This is a genomic window from Brevibacillus sp. FSL K6-2834, from assembly GCF_038592925.1.
Classification (GTDB): domain Bacteria; phylum Bacillota; class Bacilli; order Brevibacillales; family Brevibacillaceae; genus Brevibacillus; species Brevibacillus borstelensis.
In genome coordinates, this window is record NZ_CP151945.1 from 2981984 (window position 1) to 2998118 (window position 16135).

Consider the following 16135-nt stretch of genomic DNA (forward strand, 5'->3'; position numbering starts at 1 on the left):
ATAGCAGCTATAGGCCAGGGGTAAAAAAATTCACTTTAACTTGATCCCCGCAACATTGAAATGGGACGGCTGCCCGGCGTAGAACGTATATCCTTTTATTTTATCGGTGTTATGCAGTGCCAACTCCCGCGTGTAGGAAATGGGAAGCAAAGTCGCTTTGTCGTGAATTTCGCTTAAAACAAAGTGATAGGTTTTCCGGATTTCCTTTTCATCCGTCGTGACGTTCAGCCGTTGAATGATGTCATTTCCGTTTTTCACAAGAGCGAGCGCCTGAGCGGCCGGATAGTCGTTCTTCAGATCGGGTTTCATATTGGAGATCGTGGTATGCGGGTCCCATGGATTGCCGTACGTCTGATAAAGGGTAATCGCCACCCCTTTAGCGTACTCGGCATGAAACGCCATCTTCTCCATGCCGTTTCCTTTCATCTCCATGCCGATTTCTTTCAGTTGCGCGGCCAGCACGAGGATCAAATCGTCAATCATGGGGTCGCCTTTTATATACAAAATCTCACCCTTTAGCATAACGCCGTCTTTTTCCCGTACGCCATCGCCATCTGCATCCACCCAACCCGCATTTTCCAGCAGCGCTATTGCTTGTTGCCTGTCGTAAATACGCGGGACCAGTTGGACGTCGCAGTAAGGCAACGCGGGGTCCAAAATGCTGTCCGCTCTCGTTTCAATCCCCGCAAAGATATTTTGAACAATACTCATTTTGTCAATGGCATAGCTGACTGCGAGCCGCACATTCAAGTCGTCGAATGGCGCTTTGGATACATCGAAGGCAAGAAAACGGGTATAATTCGCTTCTCCCTCCGAGACGAGCGCGCCATACCCGGCAGCCTTCATCTCATTGAATCCGTCAAAAGATATTTGGCGGGTCCCCACGAGGAGATCTACCTCCCCGTTGCGAAAAGCAAGCAGCCTGGCGTGATTATCGGGAATCACTTTCACATGGAACCGCTCAACCTCGGGAGGCTCTCCCCAATAGTGGGGGTTTCGGACGAAGGTATAGATATTGCCGTCCCTGTCGCCCCTGTACATGTAGGGGCCGGTACCGAGCGTGACAGTTTTTAGCGTGTCCTTGACGGAACCATCCTCATGAAAGGCATTCGGCGACACGCTCATTGCTCTCGCCATGCAGACACGCTTGAGCTGGCCGCCGCTTAGTTCGTGGGGCAGCCGCTCCAACTGCGCCGCTGACAGCTTCATCCGTTCGGCCAGCGCCAGCACTTTCTCGCGCTCTTCGCTCCGGTCCAGGTTCGTTAGGCAGCGGATCGGCTCAGCGATCGAATCGTACACGCTGCGCCGAGGATCGAGGGAGCCGCTCGCGTTTTGCAGCACCATCTGATACTCTGCCCGTTTCTTGCGAAGCTCCCGTGGGTGCATCTCCCATACGCTGGCACCATCAAACAAAATCTCTCCGCTCGTCGGTGGATCGATCGCCATTAACAGTCGGGCAAGCGTGCTTTTGCCGCTGCCGCTCTCGCCGACTAACGCGTAACGAACATCCGAACGAAGTGTGAGGGAGACCTGCTTGACTGCATCGAACGTAACTGAACGCCCACGGCTGCCTTTGCCCCTATACTGTTTGGATACATCCCTCATCTCGATCATGTCGGTCTTCCTTCCTCATGAGTATTCTGGCCTCCAAAAGCTCCTTTGTGTATGCTTCTCTGGGTGCTGCAAAGACGTCATGTACCGTACCGCGCTCGATCACCTCCCCTTCCCGCATGACGAGCATCTCGTCCGCCAGACCCGCGGCGACGCCGAAGTCGTGGGTGACGAGCAGCAGCCCGATTCCGCTTTGCTTCAACTGTTTGAGTTCCTGCAGGACCATGCTTTGATTGCGGACGTCCAGAGCGGTCGTCGGCTCGTCGGCAATAATTACGTCCGGCTCGTGAATGATTGCCAGGGCGATGACGATCCGTTGCAGCATGCCGCCGCTCAATTCGGACGGATAGCTGTTCATCAGTTGCTCGCAGCGGGGCAGATTCATCCGCTCCAGCGCCCGGACACCGGACGAGTAAGCGTCCCTTTTGCTTATACAGCGGTGGGCCATGATCGTCTCCGTGATTTGAGTGCCGATGGTGGCGGTCGGATCAAACGCCATCATCGGATGCTGCACGATCATCGCAATCCGGTTGCCTCGCAGCGCTCGCATATCCCGCTCGCTTGCCGCAAGCAGCTCTTGTCCGCGATAGCGGATGCTCCCGGAAACAGTAAATGTACGATCATGAAGCAACCGCATGATTGCCTTGCAAGTCAGCGTCTTCCCACTGCCGCTCTCCCCGACAACGGCCAGCGCGGCCCCTTTGCGAAGTGCGAAACTCACTTGCTTGACGATGGGCTTGCCCGTTTGCTTCAGCCCGATGCACAGGCTTTCGACTTGCAACAATTCGCTCATTCGCTTGCCTCCTCAGGAGAGAGAATGTCCCGGAGCGCCTCGCCGAACAGGTTGAACCCGGCCGCCGCGAGCAAGATACACAAGCCGGGATAGACGACCAGCGTCGGATGGGAAAAGAAATGCGCTTTCGCCTCGCTGAGCATCGCCCCCCACTCCGGCGTCCCTGCTTCGAAGCCGAGCCCAAGAAACGATAGGCCGGACACCATCAGGATGAACCCGGCGATGCCGGTACTCAGGTATACCGCAAATTGCGGCAGCAGGTTGGGCATGATGTGGCCAAACACGATTCGCCAGCCGCTGCATCCAGCGATACAGGAAGCGACAATGTAGTCCTTGCCTTTTTCCAGGCTGGCGTACGACCAGACTACTTTGGCGAACCACGCCCACATGGTGCTGACGGTCGCCGCGACAATGCTCACGAGCCCTTGCCCGAGCGAGCCAATCAGCGCCAGCATGAGAACGAGAGAAGGAAACGCCATTACAATATCGCACACAACCAAAAAGCCGCGTTCCCATCTCCCGCCGATATAGGCCGCTGCCGTTCCAAGCGCCGCCCCGATGCCGCCCAGCACAAACAGTGTCGGCACGGCAATACCGAGTGAGTAGATCGCTCCGTACAGCAGCCGGGAGAGCACGCACCGGCCCAACTGATCGGTCCCGAGCGGGTATTGGGCGCTGGGAGCCAGAAACCTGCTCATCACATCAATCTTGTTCGGATCGTTGGGTGCCATGACAGGAGCGAGCACAGCCATGATCGAGACGATGGCGATCAGCGCAAGGCCGGCAAGGGCCTGTTTGTTGTTCAGGATCGCTTTACCCATACAGCCTTTCCTCCTTGTCCGTCAGCTTCGGGTTCAGTCGCGCATTGATCAGTTCCGCCGCCGTTCGGGTCAAAACGAAGATGAGCGCGATGACAAGCACGCATCCGTTGACGGTCGGCAAATCGCGGGCCATGCTGGCATTAACCAGATGCATGCCGATGCCTGGCAGCGAGAATAGACTCTCGACGACCGCGCTGCCGGTGACCAGCAGCCCGACGTATTGACAAAAGAGCGTAATGAGTGGCGGTAACGAGTTTTTGACCACATGTACCCACACAATCCGGCTCTGGCGGATTCCTCTTGCTCTGGCGTAAACGACATAATCTTTATTCAAATTGGACAACAGTGTCGCACGGAACAGGCGGATAAAGGCGGACGCCGCCGGTACCGCCAGCGTAAGCGAAGGGAGAATCAGACTGCCGAGCGTGCCCGTATTCACCACCTGGAACACAGGGAGGATCAAAGTGAACAGCAGCAGCAGGAGAAATCCGAGCCAAAAGCTCGGCAGTGAGATGCCGAGGATGGTCGCCCATCGGACTGCTTGATCGAATAGAGTTCCCGGCTTCAAGGCAGTCAGAATGCCGATCGGAACCGTAACCAACGCGACCCACACGAGGGCGAGCCCAACCAGTTGCAGCGTCACGGGCAATTTTTCGGCAATGTCGGAGAGGACTGGCTTTTTCGTCAAATAAGAGATGCCCAAATCTCCTTGCAGAAGATTGCCGACCCAACGGAAATACTGCTGATGTAACGGCAGATGAAGGCCCAGCTCTACGCGAATGGCGGCAATCTGTTCGGGCGTCGGCTGCTGGGTGACCCGGAGCGCATACGCTTCGGCCGGATCGACCGGCGAGATGCTGGCCAGCAGGAAAGAGAGGAGGGTTACCCCGAACAGTACCACTGCAAGCCCGGTCAATCTCCTTCGAATCATGGACACCACGGCATGTTCACCTCGTTTCGGCAAGTTTCTTGAATGAACAAGATAATCATTCTCAATTAATGTTGTTTTTTATTCCACCATTTCTGGTGGAATTCACAATTTGAATGTCTATAGGTACTATAGTCTTTATGTAAAAATTTTTCTCATTTTTGCTTCTTCTTCTCTTCCTCAGTTGCGGTCTGCAGTTTTGCCGCCAGGTCGATCAAACATTGTTTCAAAAACCGTACCTGCTCCTCGGATTTTCCCTCCAAAACGCTGTAAACCAGATCATCAAACGCTTCGTGAAACCTCAGATGGTTCAAATGCGCGATTTCCCCTTCGCAAGTGAGCGTGAGCAGAAATCGAGACTGGTTGCGAGGGTCTCTTTCTTTTTTGATCAATCCTTTCTTTTCCAGCTTGATCAGAATCTGGGACACAGCACCAAGGGTCACACCGAGCTTTTCAGCCAGCGCGGTAATATGTATCCCTTCGTTTTCTTTAATCGCCGATACGGTATGGATTTCCGCATAATAAATTTGTTTGCCATCCTTTGTTCTTAAAAAATGGGTGGTCTTCTCGAAATCCATATATGCTGTTACTGCATCCAAAAAGTAATAACTGAGTTGAGTTTGGCGCAACTCATTCATGTCCATGCTGATTACCACCTCAAGAAAAAAGTATATAGCAGCTATAGAGCTGTTGTCAACAAAAGGAAATATGCCCATGATGTACCGACCGCAGAGTCTGCAAATCGTTGGGACTGATGGTCCACATAAAAAAAATTCTTCAGGTGCCTCGACCCGAAGAATATCGTCGCTCTATGATGGTGCCGGTGAAGGGACTTGAACCCCCACTCCATTGCTGGAAACGGATTTTGAGTCCGTCGCGTCTGCCAATTCCGCCACACCGGCTCGAATTATAAACTGACAGAAAAGATGGTGGGGAGAGACGGATTCGAACCGCCGAACCCATAGGGAGCAGATTTACAGTCTGCCGCGTTTAGCCACTTCGCTATCTCCCCGAAAAATGGTGCCGGCGATAGGACTTGAACCCACAACCCCCTGATTACAAGTCAGGTGCTCTACCAATTGAGCTACACCGGCATACATCGATGTTTTTCCTTTTATGAAAAACGAATCGACGCTTTTAACTCTAACATAATAGAATTAATATTGTCAATACATACTCAATTTCTTCAGACCCTCTTACTTGTCGTTCCCTACCTGATCCAATATTTGCTTTGCCCACTCATGAAAGAGAGCAAGGGCCTGTTCCACATCAGGAAACGTCTTCTCTTCTTCGCAAATGTATTCGGGAAAATCGGTGATTCTGTTTCGTCTGATCCTAACTGCATCTGCCTCACATTTTATCTCTAAAAAATGAGGGACGGCATCATCGAGGCCATACTGATTTTCAAGAAACTCGTATGTACGAACCCATTCCAATATCCGGACTTCATTTGGACGAAGGCGCAGAACCTGCTCCAATGACATGATGGTCTCATTTCCGTAGTAATGCAAGCTTTTCATTCCTTCCAAAAGAAGCGGACAGGAGCGAACCGTTGAGCCGCGCTCCCATCCCTGCTTCTATTTACAGCCGATTTTCTGTCAACATGAGCACTCTCCCGAATCCGGCGTAGCGAACTGCTTCCCTGGATCTCGGCTGGTCTCGGGTGGTGCTCCAGCTCCTTGTCTGCAATTAAATAGCCGATAGTACGTCCCGCAGTTCTTTTACGATCACCTGCTGGTAGCCGGTGCCCTCTCCGTACTGGGCGAGCATCTCGGCACGAGCGACTTTAATCTTTTCCTCGTAGTCGGGTGCATTCCGGTCCGGATTCTGTTGTTTAAAAGCAGTCATCACTGCTTGCACATGCTGCGGGCGCGGGCCCCATTTGGCGAGAACATGTCCGCCAGTATCTGCAAAGATGACGACAGGAATCGCGCGGCCTCCCATGGTGAGGAATTCATCCATGAGGTCGAGGTGGTCTTCCATCACCATGATTTCTGTAGGGATTTCTGTTTCTTCCAAAGCCCGGAGCACAACCGGCACATTGCGAACCACATCGCCGCACCAATCGGCTGCGATGATCAGGCAACGCAGATCGTCACGATGGCGAAGCGATGCGAAAAACTCGCGGTCTTCCTCGCTGGCCCAAGCAAACTTCTCGAACCAATCGTTGAACGCTTCCTGATTTTTTGTCATTCCCTGGATGAAATCCTGCGGTTTTACACCAGTTCCGTATTTATGCGCTACATTTACTGCCATATGATCCCCTCCAAATTTTTGTTCTTATGTAGGTATGATTCACCAGGACCTATGAAAATCCTTTGCCTGCTTGCACATCGGGAGGATTGCTGCAGATACCGCAATGGCGAGTATGTTTGTCGGTACAACAGCATCTCGATCGACGGGCGGTTGCAGGCAAAGGAAAATGCTGCGTTGGATCTGCATGAGAACGTCGTACGAAGAGAAGCTTCTTTGATAAAGCCTCTTTGCTCGTGGAAGATCAAAGGGAAAGCTCCTTACTCCCCGGCCTCTTTTTTCTCCGCTTCTTCTTTTGCCAGCTCCATCATTTTTTGCAGCAAGATATGTTGCGGCATGTGCATCAGGCGCTCCAAAGGAACCTGCAATGCTTCCGCCAGCTTCACAGCCGTTTCCGGCGAAATCGCGAGTGGTCTCATGGACAACCACTTCCCTTCATCGTTATGTACACCTAGTATAATACAGCACTGCTTGCCTTGCCAGATACGCGGTATGAGCCGCGCGCAAGGTCGGTGATGCGATGTCTTCCATGATCCATACTACATTTCATTAAAGAGCATCTCGAAAGTGGTTCCGGTCCAAAATGGGAACCTCCTGATACATATCCAGACGGGCACAGTGGCGAACGTCTTCGGCAAAGCCCTTTTCACGCAGCTCTCGCCCGCTGCCACAATCCCAGATTAAATCTGCGATGCGGTTCCTGCCCTCGCGAAATGCTCCCTCACAGACCAGGGCCTCCGGAGATTTACTCCCCGCCAAACCGGATATGATCGCACCAGCTCCTAAATAATCCTCGATCCCTGGCCGAAGATCATTTTCGCCGTCTCGTCCGCCTTGCCAATACTCTCCGCATGGAACGACAGTGATGGACGCTCCCGTCTTTCTTTGAAGGCTATTCGCATACTTAGCAGCAGCAGTCGCATTCAACAGACTGCCGACCAATAGGGCAGAGGCACCGGCAGCAAGCCGGGAACAAGCAGCTCCATTGAGTGAGCATAGGACATATTTTTTCTCTGCATCCCTGGGCCCAAACGATACCGGGGACAAAGAGGGTCTTCCAGCTCTCGCCGCTTCTGCTCTTCCCAGCAGCAATTCTGCCCCGATCTCGTCTGCATAGGCGGCAGCCTGTTCATTAATCGGCGGGGGGTATGGATAAACAATCGCATGATGATGGATGGCAGTAACGATTGTCGAAGAAAAGCTGAGAACATCGACGACAATCGCAATATCCCCCCGTTCGGCAGCTTCTCGTGCCCCGCGTTTTCCCCATTCCACTTTTACCAGAAATGGCTCTTGATCAAACATGATTTGCACCCTTTTTGGATTCGACTTACTGTCATTATCTGATAGTGCCAAAAAAAGAAATAGACTTTTTATCCAATATTTATTAGAATTTATAATAGATTCCAAAACGCAACTTCCATATATTACCATCATTTAAGAGATGTCCAAATCGGGTATCCCTTTTTTATTATTATGGAATATTCTTCTCTGTTCTCTACTCTGCTTCCCTGTTTCCTCGTTTTCCACTTAGAATTGCACTTGGCGTGTCAACCTCCTTCAGTCCATACAGTTATGAAAATCTTGATAAGCAAACGAATAAACATATCCAAACCAAAAAATAAAGGGATAATCCCGGCCCTGACAGCTTTAAGCAGGCGATTACCCCGACCTCACACTTCTGTTTCCCTTCTCTGGAACTGATCTCGTATCAGGCACGGGGCCTGGTCAAAATACACGGCACTCCAAAACCAACGGCTCCCGGCTGCGCCATCTTCTCTACATACTCCATACCGCGTGTACATGGCTCCTTGCAGACCATGCAGGTCCCGGAAGTCACAATCTTTAAATTCACTTGATTGGGATGCTGTTTGGAATCCTTCTTTCCTCTCCCCTTCTTTGGCTTGGACACCTCTATCCCTCCTCTGCCTCATGTCCGTTTATCATATGAGGCAAAGGAATCCGTTCTCCTTAGGCAATGGTACAAAAAAAGACCGTTAGTAGCAAAAATGGGCCGGGCTTTGAAGCCCAGTCTCCTCCCTTGCTAGAGCCGCAACCAGGGCCGCTTGATTAGGCTTTTGGCTTTTCAGCATGTTATAATTATCTTTATGTTTTGAAGAAAGCCGCCCCTTGCGGCAGAAGGCTTTGATATGAGGGAGAGCGATGCATCAAACAAGGATAGACCGCTTAAAAGCGAAGCGCAGAAGAAAAAGAAAATTGTTGACGATTGTATTGCGAACGATTCTATTTACGTTTGTCCTGCTGGGAGCCTGTCTGGTTTTTTATTTGCTGCACAACTTCTGGAACCATTCCCAAGAAAAGCAGCCGGACCAGCCTGCTGAGCAGGCAGGTGAAAACAAACAAGCCGCTACCGTAAACCTGACTTTTGTCGGCGACGTGATCTTGACTGGTCATGTGGAAACCAGGTTGAAAGAAAACGGATATGATTTTCCGTATGTCCACGTACATCCATACTTTCAACAGGATGATTTTACGGTTGCCAATCTGGAGACGCCTGTTACAAAAAACGGTACACCGGCCTCCAACAAAGAGTTCGTCTACAAGTCTCCACCGGAGGCAATTCCAGCTATGAAGGAAGCAGGTATCGATCTGGTGAATCTGGCTAACAATCACTCGATGGATCAGGGGGAAAGCGGTCTTTTGGATACTTTTCAGGTGCTGGAAGACAACGGTCTGGAGTATGTAGGGGCTGGCCCGGATGCAAAGCGTGCCTATGCGCCGGCATACGTCGAGCGCAATGGCATTCGGATGGCGTTTTTCGGCTTCAGTCGCGTCGTCCCGAATGTAAGCTGGTACGCAGGCAAAAACAAGCCGGGTATCGCGGTCTCGTATGATCCGGCAAAGGCCGTGGAAGCCATTCAACTGGCCAGAGGACAAGCAGATCTGGTCATTGTCATCGCCCATTGGGGAAAAGAGCGGGAAGACTATCCCGTAGATCATCAGATGGAGCTGTCCCGGGCATATATAGATGCGGGTGCAGACCTGGTGATCGGCGGCCATCCGCATGTGCTGCAGGGCTTTGAACAGTACAACGAGAAATGGATCGCCTACAGTCTTGGGAATTTTATCTTTACCCGTTCCAACGACCCTAAAACATGGGAGACGATGGTTCTCCAGGCCTCCTGTACAAAAACGGGCGATTGCCAGCTGAAAATGCTTCCCCACCATGCCGAGCTGGGACAAGCTGTTCCGATGAATGAGGAAAACAGCCAGGCGCTTCGTCAGCGGATGGAATCGCTATCCAAAGATGTGCAAATTTTGCCTGACGGGAGCGTTCAAAGAAAAGCTGATCCGGAGAACTAAAATAAAACAGGGCCGCTGCCTCCCCTACCGCAGCGGTCCTGTTTTTCCTTCCAGCAATCTTTTCAATTCCGTTTCCAGATAGTGCCCCTCTACCATTCCGATGATTTTCTTTCGGATGATCCCTTGCTTATCCACCAGATAAGTGGTAGGAAATGCTTGAATCCAGTAGCGGTTGGCTACATCACCGGTAACGTCCATCGGAATCGGGAAAGTGAGCTTATACTGCTTTACAAATGCTTGCGCTCCCTCCAGACTGTCGTTGGAAGTTACGTTTACACCGTAAAAGTCCACCTGCTGCCCGTATTTCTCCGCAACTTTTTGCAAGTCCGGCGCTTCCAGTTTGCACGGGCCGCACCAGGACGCCCAAAAATTGATGACAAGCGGTTTCTCCCGCTTCCCTGCGACCTCGTACGTCTGATCGTCAAGCCCTCGCAGCGAAAAATGCGGCGCTTCGAATCCTGCTTCCGGCCTTTGTTCCACCGTCACTGCACCCGTCTGTTGAGAAGGCTGCCAGATTGCTGCGCCTACAAGCACAGCGATAACCATTGCCAGTATGAGTCTTTTCATGTGGTCACCCCGGGTTAGAATCCGGTGAAGCCTCCGTACATCTTAATCAGGACTTTCGTGATGTCTGTCATCTTGTCCGTATACAGCAACACGCCAAACAAGATCATCAGAGCACCGCCCACTTTCATCAGCCGGTCAGAGTACTTCATGATTCCCTTGACCTTGCTGATGAAAAACGTCATGACAAAGAATGGAATCGCAAAGCCCGCAGTATAGGCCAGGGTATAAGACAGGGCGCTCCCCGGATCATTCATGCCGAGAACGATAATACCGGAGAGAATCGGTCCCACACACGGCGTCCAGCCAGCAGCGTACGTAATTCCAACCAGGACGGAGCCGGTATACCCGATCGGCCGGGATTTCAGGTCCACTTTCCACGTCTTCATCATCCAGTCCATCTTAAAGACTTGAAGCATCACCAAACCGATGATCACAAGTAATATGCCCCCTAATTGGCGAATCAAATCCTTTTGGGAGGCAAAAAGGCTGCCCAACCAGGAAGTAGACAGTCCCAAGGCGACGAAAACAATCGAAAATCCAAAGATAAAGAACAGGGTGTGCAATAGCGCCTGCCGTTGGAAAACAGCTCTTCCCTTTTTCACCTCATCCATCGTAACGCCGGTAATATAGGAAATGAACGAAGGATACAAGGGCAGACAGCAAGGGGAAACAAAAGAAAGAAAGCCCGCACCAAATGCTAAAAAGACGGAAAGATCTCCACTCATAGATACCTCCGTGGGGTAATGGTAATTCTATTGTACCGAAACTTGGCATCGCTCAAAAGCAAAACGGGCACTTTGTCTTAAAACGTTACCATTTCTTTTACATAATAAATGTTACGTAAACAATAACTGTTTGAATCATGCTCGTTTTCTATATAATACTGACAAGCGTAAATCCTTATGAGTGCTGTCCCTTTCAAATGCAAGGAAAAAAAGACAAATGCCTCATTTGTACATGAATCATTTGTCTTTATTACCCATTTGAAATTGGAAGCCTTACTTCAAAGCGTGCCCCTCCCAAACGCAGGGAGTTCTCCGCGAAAATTTCTCCTCCGTGGTCGAGGATGATTCGCTGTGTGGTGGACAGCCCAAGTCCGGTCCCGTCAGGCTTGGTCGTGTAAAAGGGAACGAATAAATTTTTTAATACCTTATCTTCCAGACCGGGACCGTCATCTTCGACGGTCAAGACGACCTGATTAATCGACGCGTACACCGAGACTTCCACGATAGACCCCTTGGTCGCGATTGCCTCCATCGCGTTCTTGAGGATGTTGAGGACCGCTTGCTTGATGCGTGCCCTATACCCGTAAATGTACCATTCATCACCGGACCAATTCAGCTCCAGTCGAATCCCCCGTCTGTTGGACTCTGGCTCGAGCAAACGGATGACGCCGAGAACCTCATCCATGATCAGAAATCGCTCAGCCGCAATTTTGTCGTCCCGGTAGCGTGCAAGAACCAAGACATCGTTTAATAATCCGTCAATTCGCTCAATTTCAGTCAATATCACCGAAAAATACGAGGTGTTCTGCCGTGTCTCCGTCTGTTCGCGCAATAACTGGATAAACCCTTTGATTGATGTCAGGGGATTTCTTATTTCATGGGCCATGCCGGCAGCGAGCTGCCCCACCGCCGCGAGTGCTTCCCGCTTGGTCAGCTCCTCCTCGTAGCGCTTGGCGTCGGTGATGTTTCTAAGGACTGAAATCGCTCCCCACAACTCACCCCTGTGATAAATCGGACTTGTACTGACGGTTGTCAGTGTACCGTTAATCTCCGCGACGTAATGTCCGGATTGGCCGCGTTCGATGACCCATTGAACAAACCTTTCATTTTCTCTGGGACGAAACGTCTCATCTATGTGCGTACCGATAATCTGCTGACGTTCCACTTGCTGCAATTCCGCAAAGGAGTAGTTGGCTTCAACAATTCTTAGGTTGCGATCGATAATCAGCACCGCGATATCGGTCGACTGCAGAACAAGCTGAACCAATTCCTGTTCCGCCACTTCGGAAAACCGCTCGCGCGTCGCAGTGCCGGTCTGCATTTCCTTTTCACGCTGACTTTCTTCCGTTTCAAAAATGTGAATAAACATATCAATCAAGCTGTCTACAAATTGATAGAGATCCAATCGAATCTGATACAGTTCCAGTCGCTCTTCCTCTGTAAAAATGAAATAATGCGCATCTTGCTCCATTTGATCCAGCAAAGTATCCCGGCACATGCGTATCCGTTCCAATACACATGCCAGAGAAATTCCCTGTTTGGAACGATGGATCGCAATTTCTCTTGCTCCTTTTTCCACCTTCACGCGATCGCCAGTATGTATGTATTCGATCAAGCTCAGAATGAACGTTTCCAACCGAGACAACGTATACGAACGGTCTTCTAATACTAATGCAGAGATTCGGTTATGATCAGACAGAAACCCATACGTTTTGGCCGCCAACTCAGGGGCCAGTCTCGTTAAGTGCTTTCTTATCCGGTTTTTCACTCTCTACCGGCTCCTTTGTCTTTTGTTTCTATATTTGAGAAAACATTCATACCCTATTTATTCCATAAACATGAAGGAATGTAAAGCGGCGTGACCACCCAATCAGGACAATTCACGCCGCTTTTTTTGGTTCTTACAATCCGAGCAGTTGAAGCCCGTTCATGATGAGTTGCTTTTGGTTTGGATTTGCATCCTTCAACTTCTCCAAGACGGAATGCAGCCTGCTTTGTTCATGCTCCGTCCCGGCCTGACGATAAAGGATTTCCAGGAGCTCCAAGCGAATCAGCCAGTCTTCCGGATAGTCGGCGTCGAGCTCATCGAGGATCGTGAGCAATGTATCGCGATCAAAAGCTTGCTGCTTCTCCCGGATGTTTCGGACCTGTTGATACAGCTGATGCAGTCTGATTTGCTCAGGTGAGTAGCTGGACTGTCTGGCCGATATCACGGATGGCTTGTGTGTACCTGTAGCAAAGGCTTCCCTGTCGGCAGCCCCGGCAAAAACCGATACGATCCGCTCCCCTACCGCCATGTCGAACGTCCCCCACTCTGCTTGGAAAAGCGTTTTGTCCTGATACGTCACAGTGCACTCATCGAAGCCGATGAGCACAAGCCGTCCTCCCTCCCGGAGAATGTAACGGACTACTCCCGCCACTTGGAGACCGGACTCAAATGACAGGATAGAACGTTTTCCGGGCACGATTCCTTTTTCCTGCAATTGTTCATCCGTAAAGCACTCCAAAGGTGTGCTCTCCCCCGCCAACCGGCCGATTGGGGAGCCAAAGCCCTCGGCATGGTATTGCTTGCCGTGGCCTGGCAGCTCTTTATTTCCGACAGCCAACGCGGACGGCCCTGTTGTTTTCAGGTAGACCGCCTCTCCTTGGCTGTCAAATTCCAGCTCCGCCAAGATGCCGCTAACCTGCAGCCCTGAGCTGTAAACGGCCGTCGTCGTTTGCGGCATGTTTCTCGCCTTGATCAAGCTTTCCGTCCCGCCGACATTCAGCGCCATGCGCTTGGAATATTCCAAAATCGCGTCAATCAGCTCCTGGAAATCGCGGCATACAAAAAGCTGCGGCTGCGGTTTTGTGATGTCATAATCGGTCTCGATGCACGCCTGCAGCGAAAACGGAATTTTCTTTACATCATCCTGCAAGCAGCTGATGCTCTCACCGACAGAGGAAAGCAGACCGGCACCGTATATGCGCGGATTTTCACAATCGCCAATCAAGCCGTACTCGACTGTCCACCAGTACAGACGCGCCAGCTCATTTGCTTCGGAAACATTCTGGACCGCCTTTGCTTTGCGCTCCAGCTCCTCTTCGGCTTGTCTGATGACTTCCTCAGTGGATTCCGGGTCTTCTTTTACGATGGAAAGGTAGCGGATCGCTTCGTACAACTCGTAATCTTCCTTGGAGGAAAGCGCGCGGGACCCGATTTCCCCGAATATTTTCAAATAGGAACGGTACGTCTCATCCAAAATAATCGGAGCATGACCTGCCGCCTCATGAATGATGTCCGGTGCCGGCGTATACGCAATATGATCGTATTGCCGAATATCGCACGCGATCGGCAGGATGCGATGTGCTTGAAAATCAAAGAAAGCGACAGCCGGAATGAAACCGTCAATCGTGACAGCCCCCCAGCCGATCTTTGCCAGGCATTCATTCATCTCACGGATGTTGGGGATTCGCTCTACGCTGATTCCAGAGAGCCGCAGCCCCTCCAGGTAGGCGCTGTGTGCAGTCTGCCCGAGATAATGATGATTTTGCCGCATGACATAGCGCCATACAGCGTGGTCAATTGGCGTGTACTGTTCGTAATCTTGCTCCACTACAAATTCCTTCAGATGAATAGGTACTTGAACGAGAGAAAAATCAGGTTCTACGCGACTCATACTCACTTCCCCTTTATCAGGATAGTAACCATGTAAGCGTTTTCTCGACTCACCTTATCATATCATGATCAGGTTACAAATTGTGCAAAGAATGTTTATTGCAAAACTTATCTGAATGAAAAAAGGCATCCGCCTGCTTTATGCGCAAACGAATGCCTGTACATTTACGAAGATGCCTTTACCTGATAGGTGCGCAGCTCGGACTTGACCGGGCTGTTCGGATTGCTGCCTGCATGCGACCGTTTGAACGCCTCGCTCTGTGTCCAATTCAGGAAATCCTGCTCGCTTTCCCATTTGGTAAACACGGTATACTCATCGCCCTGGGTAGGCGCCAGAAACAGGAACTCCAGGAATCCCGGGACATTTTTCATCCGCTCGCCGCCCTCACTGAAGGCTTTTTCCAGGTGAGCCCGATAGTCGGACGGTACGGTCAAACGATTCATCGATACATACATGTACTTGCACCCCTTTCCAACCTGATCAAACCTATTATACAAAAAAGCGCTCCGGGAACCAAAAAGCCACAGGCAGCTTACGGGCGCCTGCGGTTTATTTGTTGCTCCAGCATGATATCGACCAAAAGAATATCCTGAAGCGGGTCCTTGGGATCTGTGGTCAAAAGCGATGCGACCGCAGCAATCGAACAGCGCACGGCGTGATAAGAGTAGAATGCATCCCGCTCGTCGTCATTGGATAAGGAAAGGTCGGACAGCTCGTGTATCGGATAGGGAAAATCTGTTTCGACACCTGCTCGATCAAGTACGACCAGCGCCTGCTTGATCGCCAGCAGAGCCGCGCTTACGCTGATTCCGTATTCCTGGCGTAGCTCATCCCACACCTGAAAGGCTGATCGTTCAACACGCTCCTGATTGGGTCTGGTAATAATACCCGACTTTCGCCCTTCCTTCAGCAGCCAGTCAACGAGGATATCCTGTCTGGGCGGAAATGCAAACACTTGCAGCTTCAGCTCCAGCTCCGTGGGCGTATCCTTCGCAAATCGGGCATGGGATAGCGACATCTCATAGCGCCTCGAAGGATGGCCCGGAACCGTGACAAAAACCGTCTCCTGACGAATAGCCGCTACCTGCAGCTTGGTCCTTGCCGGTATTCGAGCCTGGGGCGCCTTTTCCCTGCGAATATTGCCGGGGATCAGCTCAGTGCCGAACAGATGGTACTCCAGCGGTGAATCAATCCAGGGAATAGGCTCTCGATTCAGAATCTCATACAATCCGTTGAACGTGATCCACTCGCCAGGACGCTTTTGATACCGAACCAGGGCGGCATGCCGTTCTTCTTCAGGCGTCACGCTCTCTGTATCGGGGTGATCTTCGGCAGGGGCAAGCCGCTTATGTTCCACAAGCGCACAATCCGTCAGCTGGAGGCGCTCCAATAACTCTCGTTTGCTTACCCATTCATAGCCAATCCGGTAAATTCGATGTTTCATCTGTTCCACC

17 protein-coding genes and 3 tRNA genes are annotated in these 16135 nt (G+C 51.2%); 1 reads left to right on the forward strand and 19 read right to left on the reverse strand.

Annotated features, from left to right (window positions below):
• Nucleotides 1-30: 30 nt before the first annotated feature.
• The 13 genes from NST96_RS14805 to NST96_RS14865 all read right to left on the reverse strand — a co-directional run bounded on the left by NST96_RS14805 (nt 31) and on the right by NST96_RS14865 (nt 8318).
• Nucleotides 31-1614: an ABC transporter substrate-binding protein gene (locus NST96_RS14805; RefSeq protein ID WP_327986013.1), complete on the reverse strand. Its 1584-nt coding sequence runs from the start codon at nt 1612-1614 to the stop codon at nt 31-33.
• Nucleotides 1580-2404: an ABC transporter ATP-binding protein gene (locus tag NST96_RS14810; RefSeq protein ID WP_342404157.1), complete on the reverse strand. Its 825-nt coding sequence runs from the start codon at nt 2402-2404 to the stop codon at nt 1580-1582. The genes NST96_RS14805 and NST96_RS14810 overlap by 35 nt, the downstream gene beginning before the upstream one ends.
• The gene (locus tag NST96_RS14815; RefSeq protein WP_003385611.1) at nt 2401-3225 is read right to left on the reverse strand and encodes an ABC transporter permease subunit; all 825 of its coding nucleotides are present in this window, start codon (nt 3223-3225) and stop codon (nt 2401-2403) included. Before NST96_RS14815 ends, NST96_RS14810 begins: the two co-directional genes overlap by 4 nt.
• On the reverse strand, nt 3218-4156 hold the full coding sequence (locus tag NST96_RS14820; RefSeq protein WP_216621129.1) for an ABC transporter permease: 939 nt from the start codon (nt 4154-4156) through the stop codon (nt 3218-3220). Before NST96_RS14820 ends, NST96_RS14815 begins: the two co-directional genes overlap by 8 nt.
• 152 nt (nt 4157-4308) lie before the next feature.
• A complete protein-coding gene (locus NST96_RS14825) occupies nt 4309-4797 on the reverse strand; it encodes a MarR family transcriptional regulator (protein ID WP_003385614.1) in 489 nt (162 codons plus the stop codon).
• Nucleotides 4798-4968: 171 nt separating this feature from the next.
• A tRNA-Leu gene (locus NST96_RS14830) sits at nt 4969-5055 on the reverse strand.
• A 25-nt stretch (nt 5056-5080) separates the two neighbouring features.
• Nucleotides 5081-5165 (reverse strand) — tRNA-Tyr (locus NST96_RS14835).
• Nucleotides 5166-5171: 6 nt separating this feature from the next.
• A tRNA-Thr gene (locus NST96_RS14840) sits at nt 5172-5247 on the reverse strand.
• A 102-nt stretch (nt 5248-5349) separates the two neighbouring features.
• A complete protein-coding gene (locus NST96_RS14845) occupies nt 5350-5664 on the reverse strand; it encodes a hypothetical protein (RefSeq protein WP_024984085.1) in 315 nt (104 codons plus the stop codon).
• Nucleotides 5665-5842: 178 nt separating this feature from the next.
• On the reverse strand, nt 5843-6409 hold the full coding sequence (locus NST96_RS14850) for a thioredoxin family protein (protein WP_003385616.1): 567 nt from the start codon (nt 6407-6409) through the stop codon (nt 5843-5845).
• A 257-nt stretch (nt 6410-6666) separates the two neighbouring features.
• Nucleotides 6667-6825 (reverse strand): YycC family protein, encoded by a 159-nt coding sequence (locus NST96_RS14855; protein WP_003385617.1) that lies wholly within the window; start codon nt 6823-6825, stop codon nt 6667-6669.
• A 130-nt stretch (nt 6826-6955) separates the two neighbouring features.
• A complete protein-coding gene (locus tag NST96_RS14860; protein ID WP_031932011.1) occupies nt 6956-7711 on the reverse strand; it encodes a 2-phosphosulfolactate phosphatase in 756 nt (251 codons plus the stop codon).
• 406 nt (nt 7712-8117) lie between these two features.
• Entirely contained in the window at nt 8118-8318 is a 201-nt protein-coding gene (locus tag NST96_RS14865) for a hypothetical protein (protein ID WP_003385619.1), read from the reverse strand.
• Nucleotides 8319-8569: 251 nt separating this feature from the next.
• Here NST96_RS14865 and NST96_RS14870 point away from each other — a divergent pair, with 251 nt between their 5' ends.
• Nucleotides 8570-9730 (forward strand): CapA family protein, encoded by a 1161-nt coding sequence (locus NST96_RS14870; RefSeq protein ID WP_003385620.1) that lies wholly within the window; start codon nt 8570-8572, stop codon nt 9728-9730.
• A gap of 24 nt (nt 9731-9754) precedes the next feature.
• On the opposite strand, the gene NST96_RS14875 is transcribed toward NST96_RS14870, so the two are convergent.
• From NST96_RS14875 to NST96_RS14900, 6 genes are all read right to left on the reverse strand, one after another.
• Nucleotides 9755-10297 carry a TlpA disulfide reductase family protein gene (locus tag NST96_RS14875; protein ID WP_024984185.1) on the reverse strand — a complete coding sequence of 181 codons (543 nt, stop codon included), beginning with the start codon at nt 10295-10297 and terminating at the stop codon, nt 9755-9757.
• A 14-nt stretch (nt 10298-10311) separates the two neighbouring features.
• A complete protein-coding gene (locus NST96_RS14880) occupies nt 10312-11022 on the reverse strand; it encodes a cytochrome c biogenesis protein CcdA (protein WP_003385623.1) in 711 nt (236 codons plus the stop codon).
• A 250-nt stretch (nt 11023-11272) separates the two neighbouring features.
• A complete protein-coding gene (locus tag NST96_RS14885; protein WP_031932847.1) occupies nt 11273-12790 on the reverse strand; it encodes an ATP-binding protein in 1518 nt (505 codons plus the stop codon).
• A gap of 133 nt (nt 12791-12923) precedes the next feature.
• Entirely contained in the window at nt 12924-14681 is a 1758-nt protein-coding gene (locus NST96_RS14890) for an aromatic amino acid hydroxylase (RefSeq protein ID WP_171506735.1), read from the reverse strand.
• 164 nt (nt 14682-14845) lie between these two features.
• Nucleotides 14846-15136 (reverse strand): antibiotic biosynthesis monooxygenase family protein, encoded by a 291-nt coding sequence (locus NST96_RS14895; protein WP_003385627.1) that lies wholly within the window; start codon nt 15134-15136, stop codon nt 14846-14848.
• Nucleotides 15137-15213: 77 nt separating this feature from the next.
• The gene (locus tag NST96_RS14900; RefSeq protein WP_003385628.1) at nt 15214-16125 is read right to left on the reverse strand and encodes a hypothetical protein; all 912 of its coding nucleotides are present in this window, start codon (nt 16123-16125) and stop codon (nt 15214-15216) included.
• Nucleotides 16126-16135: the final 10 nt, after the last annotated feature.

Bases quoted from the DNA above. Each gene is read 5' to 3' on its own strand.
- NST96_RS14805 (WP_327986013.1), bottom strand. From the start codon at position 1,614: ATGATCGAGATGAGGGATGTATCCAAACAGTATAGGGGCAAAGGCAGC.
- NST96_RS14810 (WP_342404157.1), bottom strand. From the start codon at position 2,404: ATGAGCGAATTGTTGCAAGTCGAAAGCCTGTGCATCGGGCTGAAGCAA.
- NST96_RS14815 (WP_003385611.1), bottom strand. From the start codon at position 3,225: ATGGGTAAAGCGATCCTGAACAACAAACAGGCCCTTGCCGGCCTTGCG.
- NST96_RS14820 (WP_216621129.1), bottom strand. From the start codon at position 4,156: ATGATTCGAAGGAGATTGACCGGGCTTGCAGTGGTACTGTTCGGGGTA.
- NST96_RS14825 (WP_003385614.1), bottom strand. From the start codon at position 4,797: ATGGACATGAATGAGTTGCGCCAAACTCAACTCAGTTATTACTTTTTG.
- NST96_RS14850 (WP_003385616.1), bottom strand. From the start codon at position 6,409: ATGGCAGTAAATGTAGCGCATAAATACGGAACTGGTGTAAAACCGCAG.
- NST96_RS14855 (WP_003385617.1), bottom strand. From the start codon at position 6,825: ATGAGACCACTCGCGATTTCGCCGGAAACGGCTGTGAAGCTGGCGGAA.
- NST96_RS14860 (WP_031932011.1), bottom strand. From the start codon at position 7,711: ATGTTTGATCAAGAGCCATTTCTGGTAAAAGTGGAATGGGGAAAACGC.
- NST96_RS14870 (WP_003385620.1), top strand. From the start codon at position 8,570: ATGCATCAAACAAGGATAGACCGCTTAAAAGCGAAGCGCAGAAGAAAA.
- NST96_RS14875 (WP_024984185.1), bottom strand. From the start codon at position 10,297: ATGAAAAGACTCATACTGGCAATGGTTATCGCTGTGCTTGTAGGCGCA.
- NST96_RS14880 (WP_003385623.1), bottom strand. From the start codon at position 11,022: ATGAGTGGAGATCTTTCCGTCTTTTTAGCATTTGGTGCGGGCTTTCTT.
- NST96_RS14890 (WP_171506735.1), bottom strand. From the start codon at position 14,681: ATGAGTCGCGTAGAACCTGATTTTTCTCTCGTTCAAGTACCTATTCAT.
- NST96_RS14895 (WP_003385627.1), bottom strand. From the start codon at position 15,136: ATGTATGTATCGATGAATCGTTTGACCGTACCGTCCGACTATCGGGCT.
- NST96_RS14900 (WP_003385628.1), bottom strand. From the start codon at position 16,125: ATGAAACATCGAATTTACCGGATTGGCTATGAATGGGTAAGCAAACGA.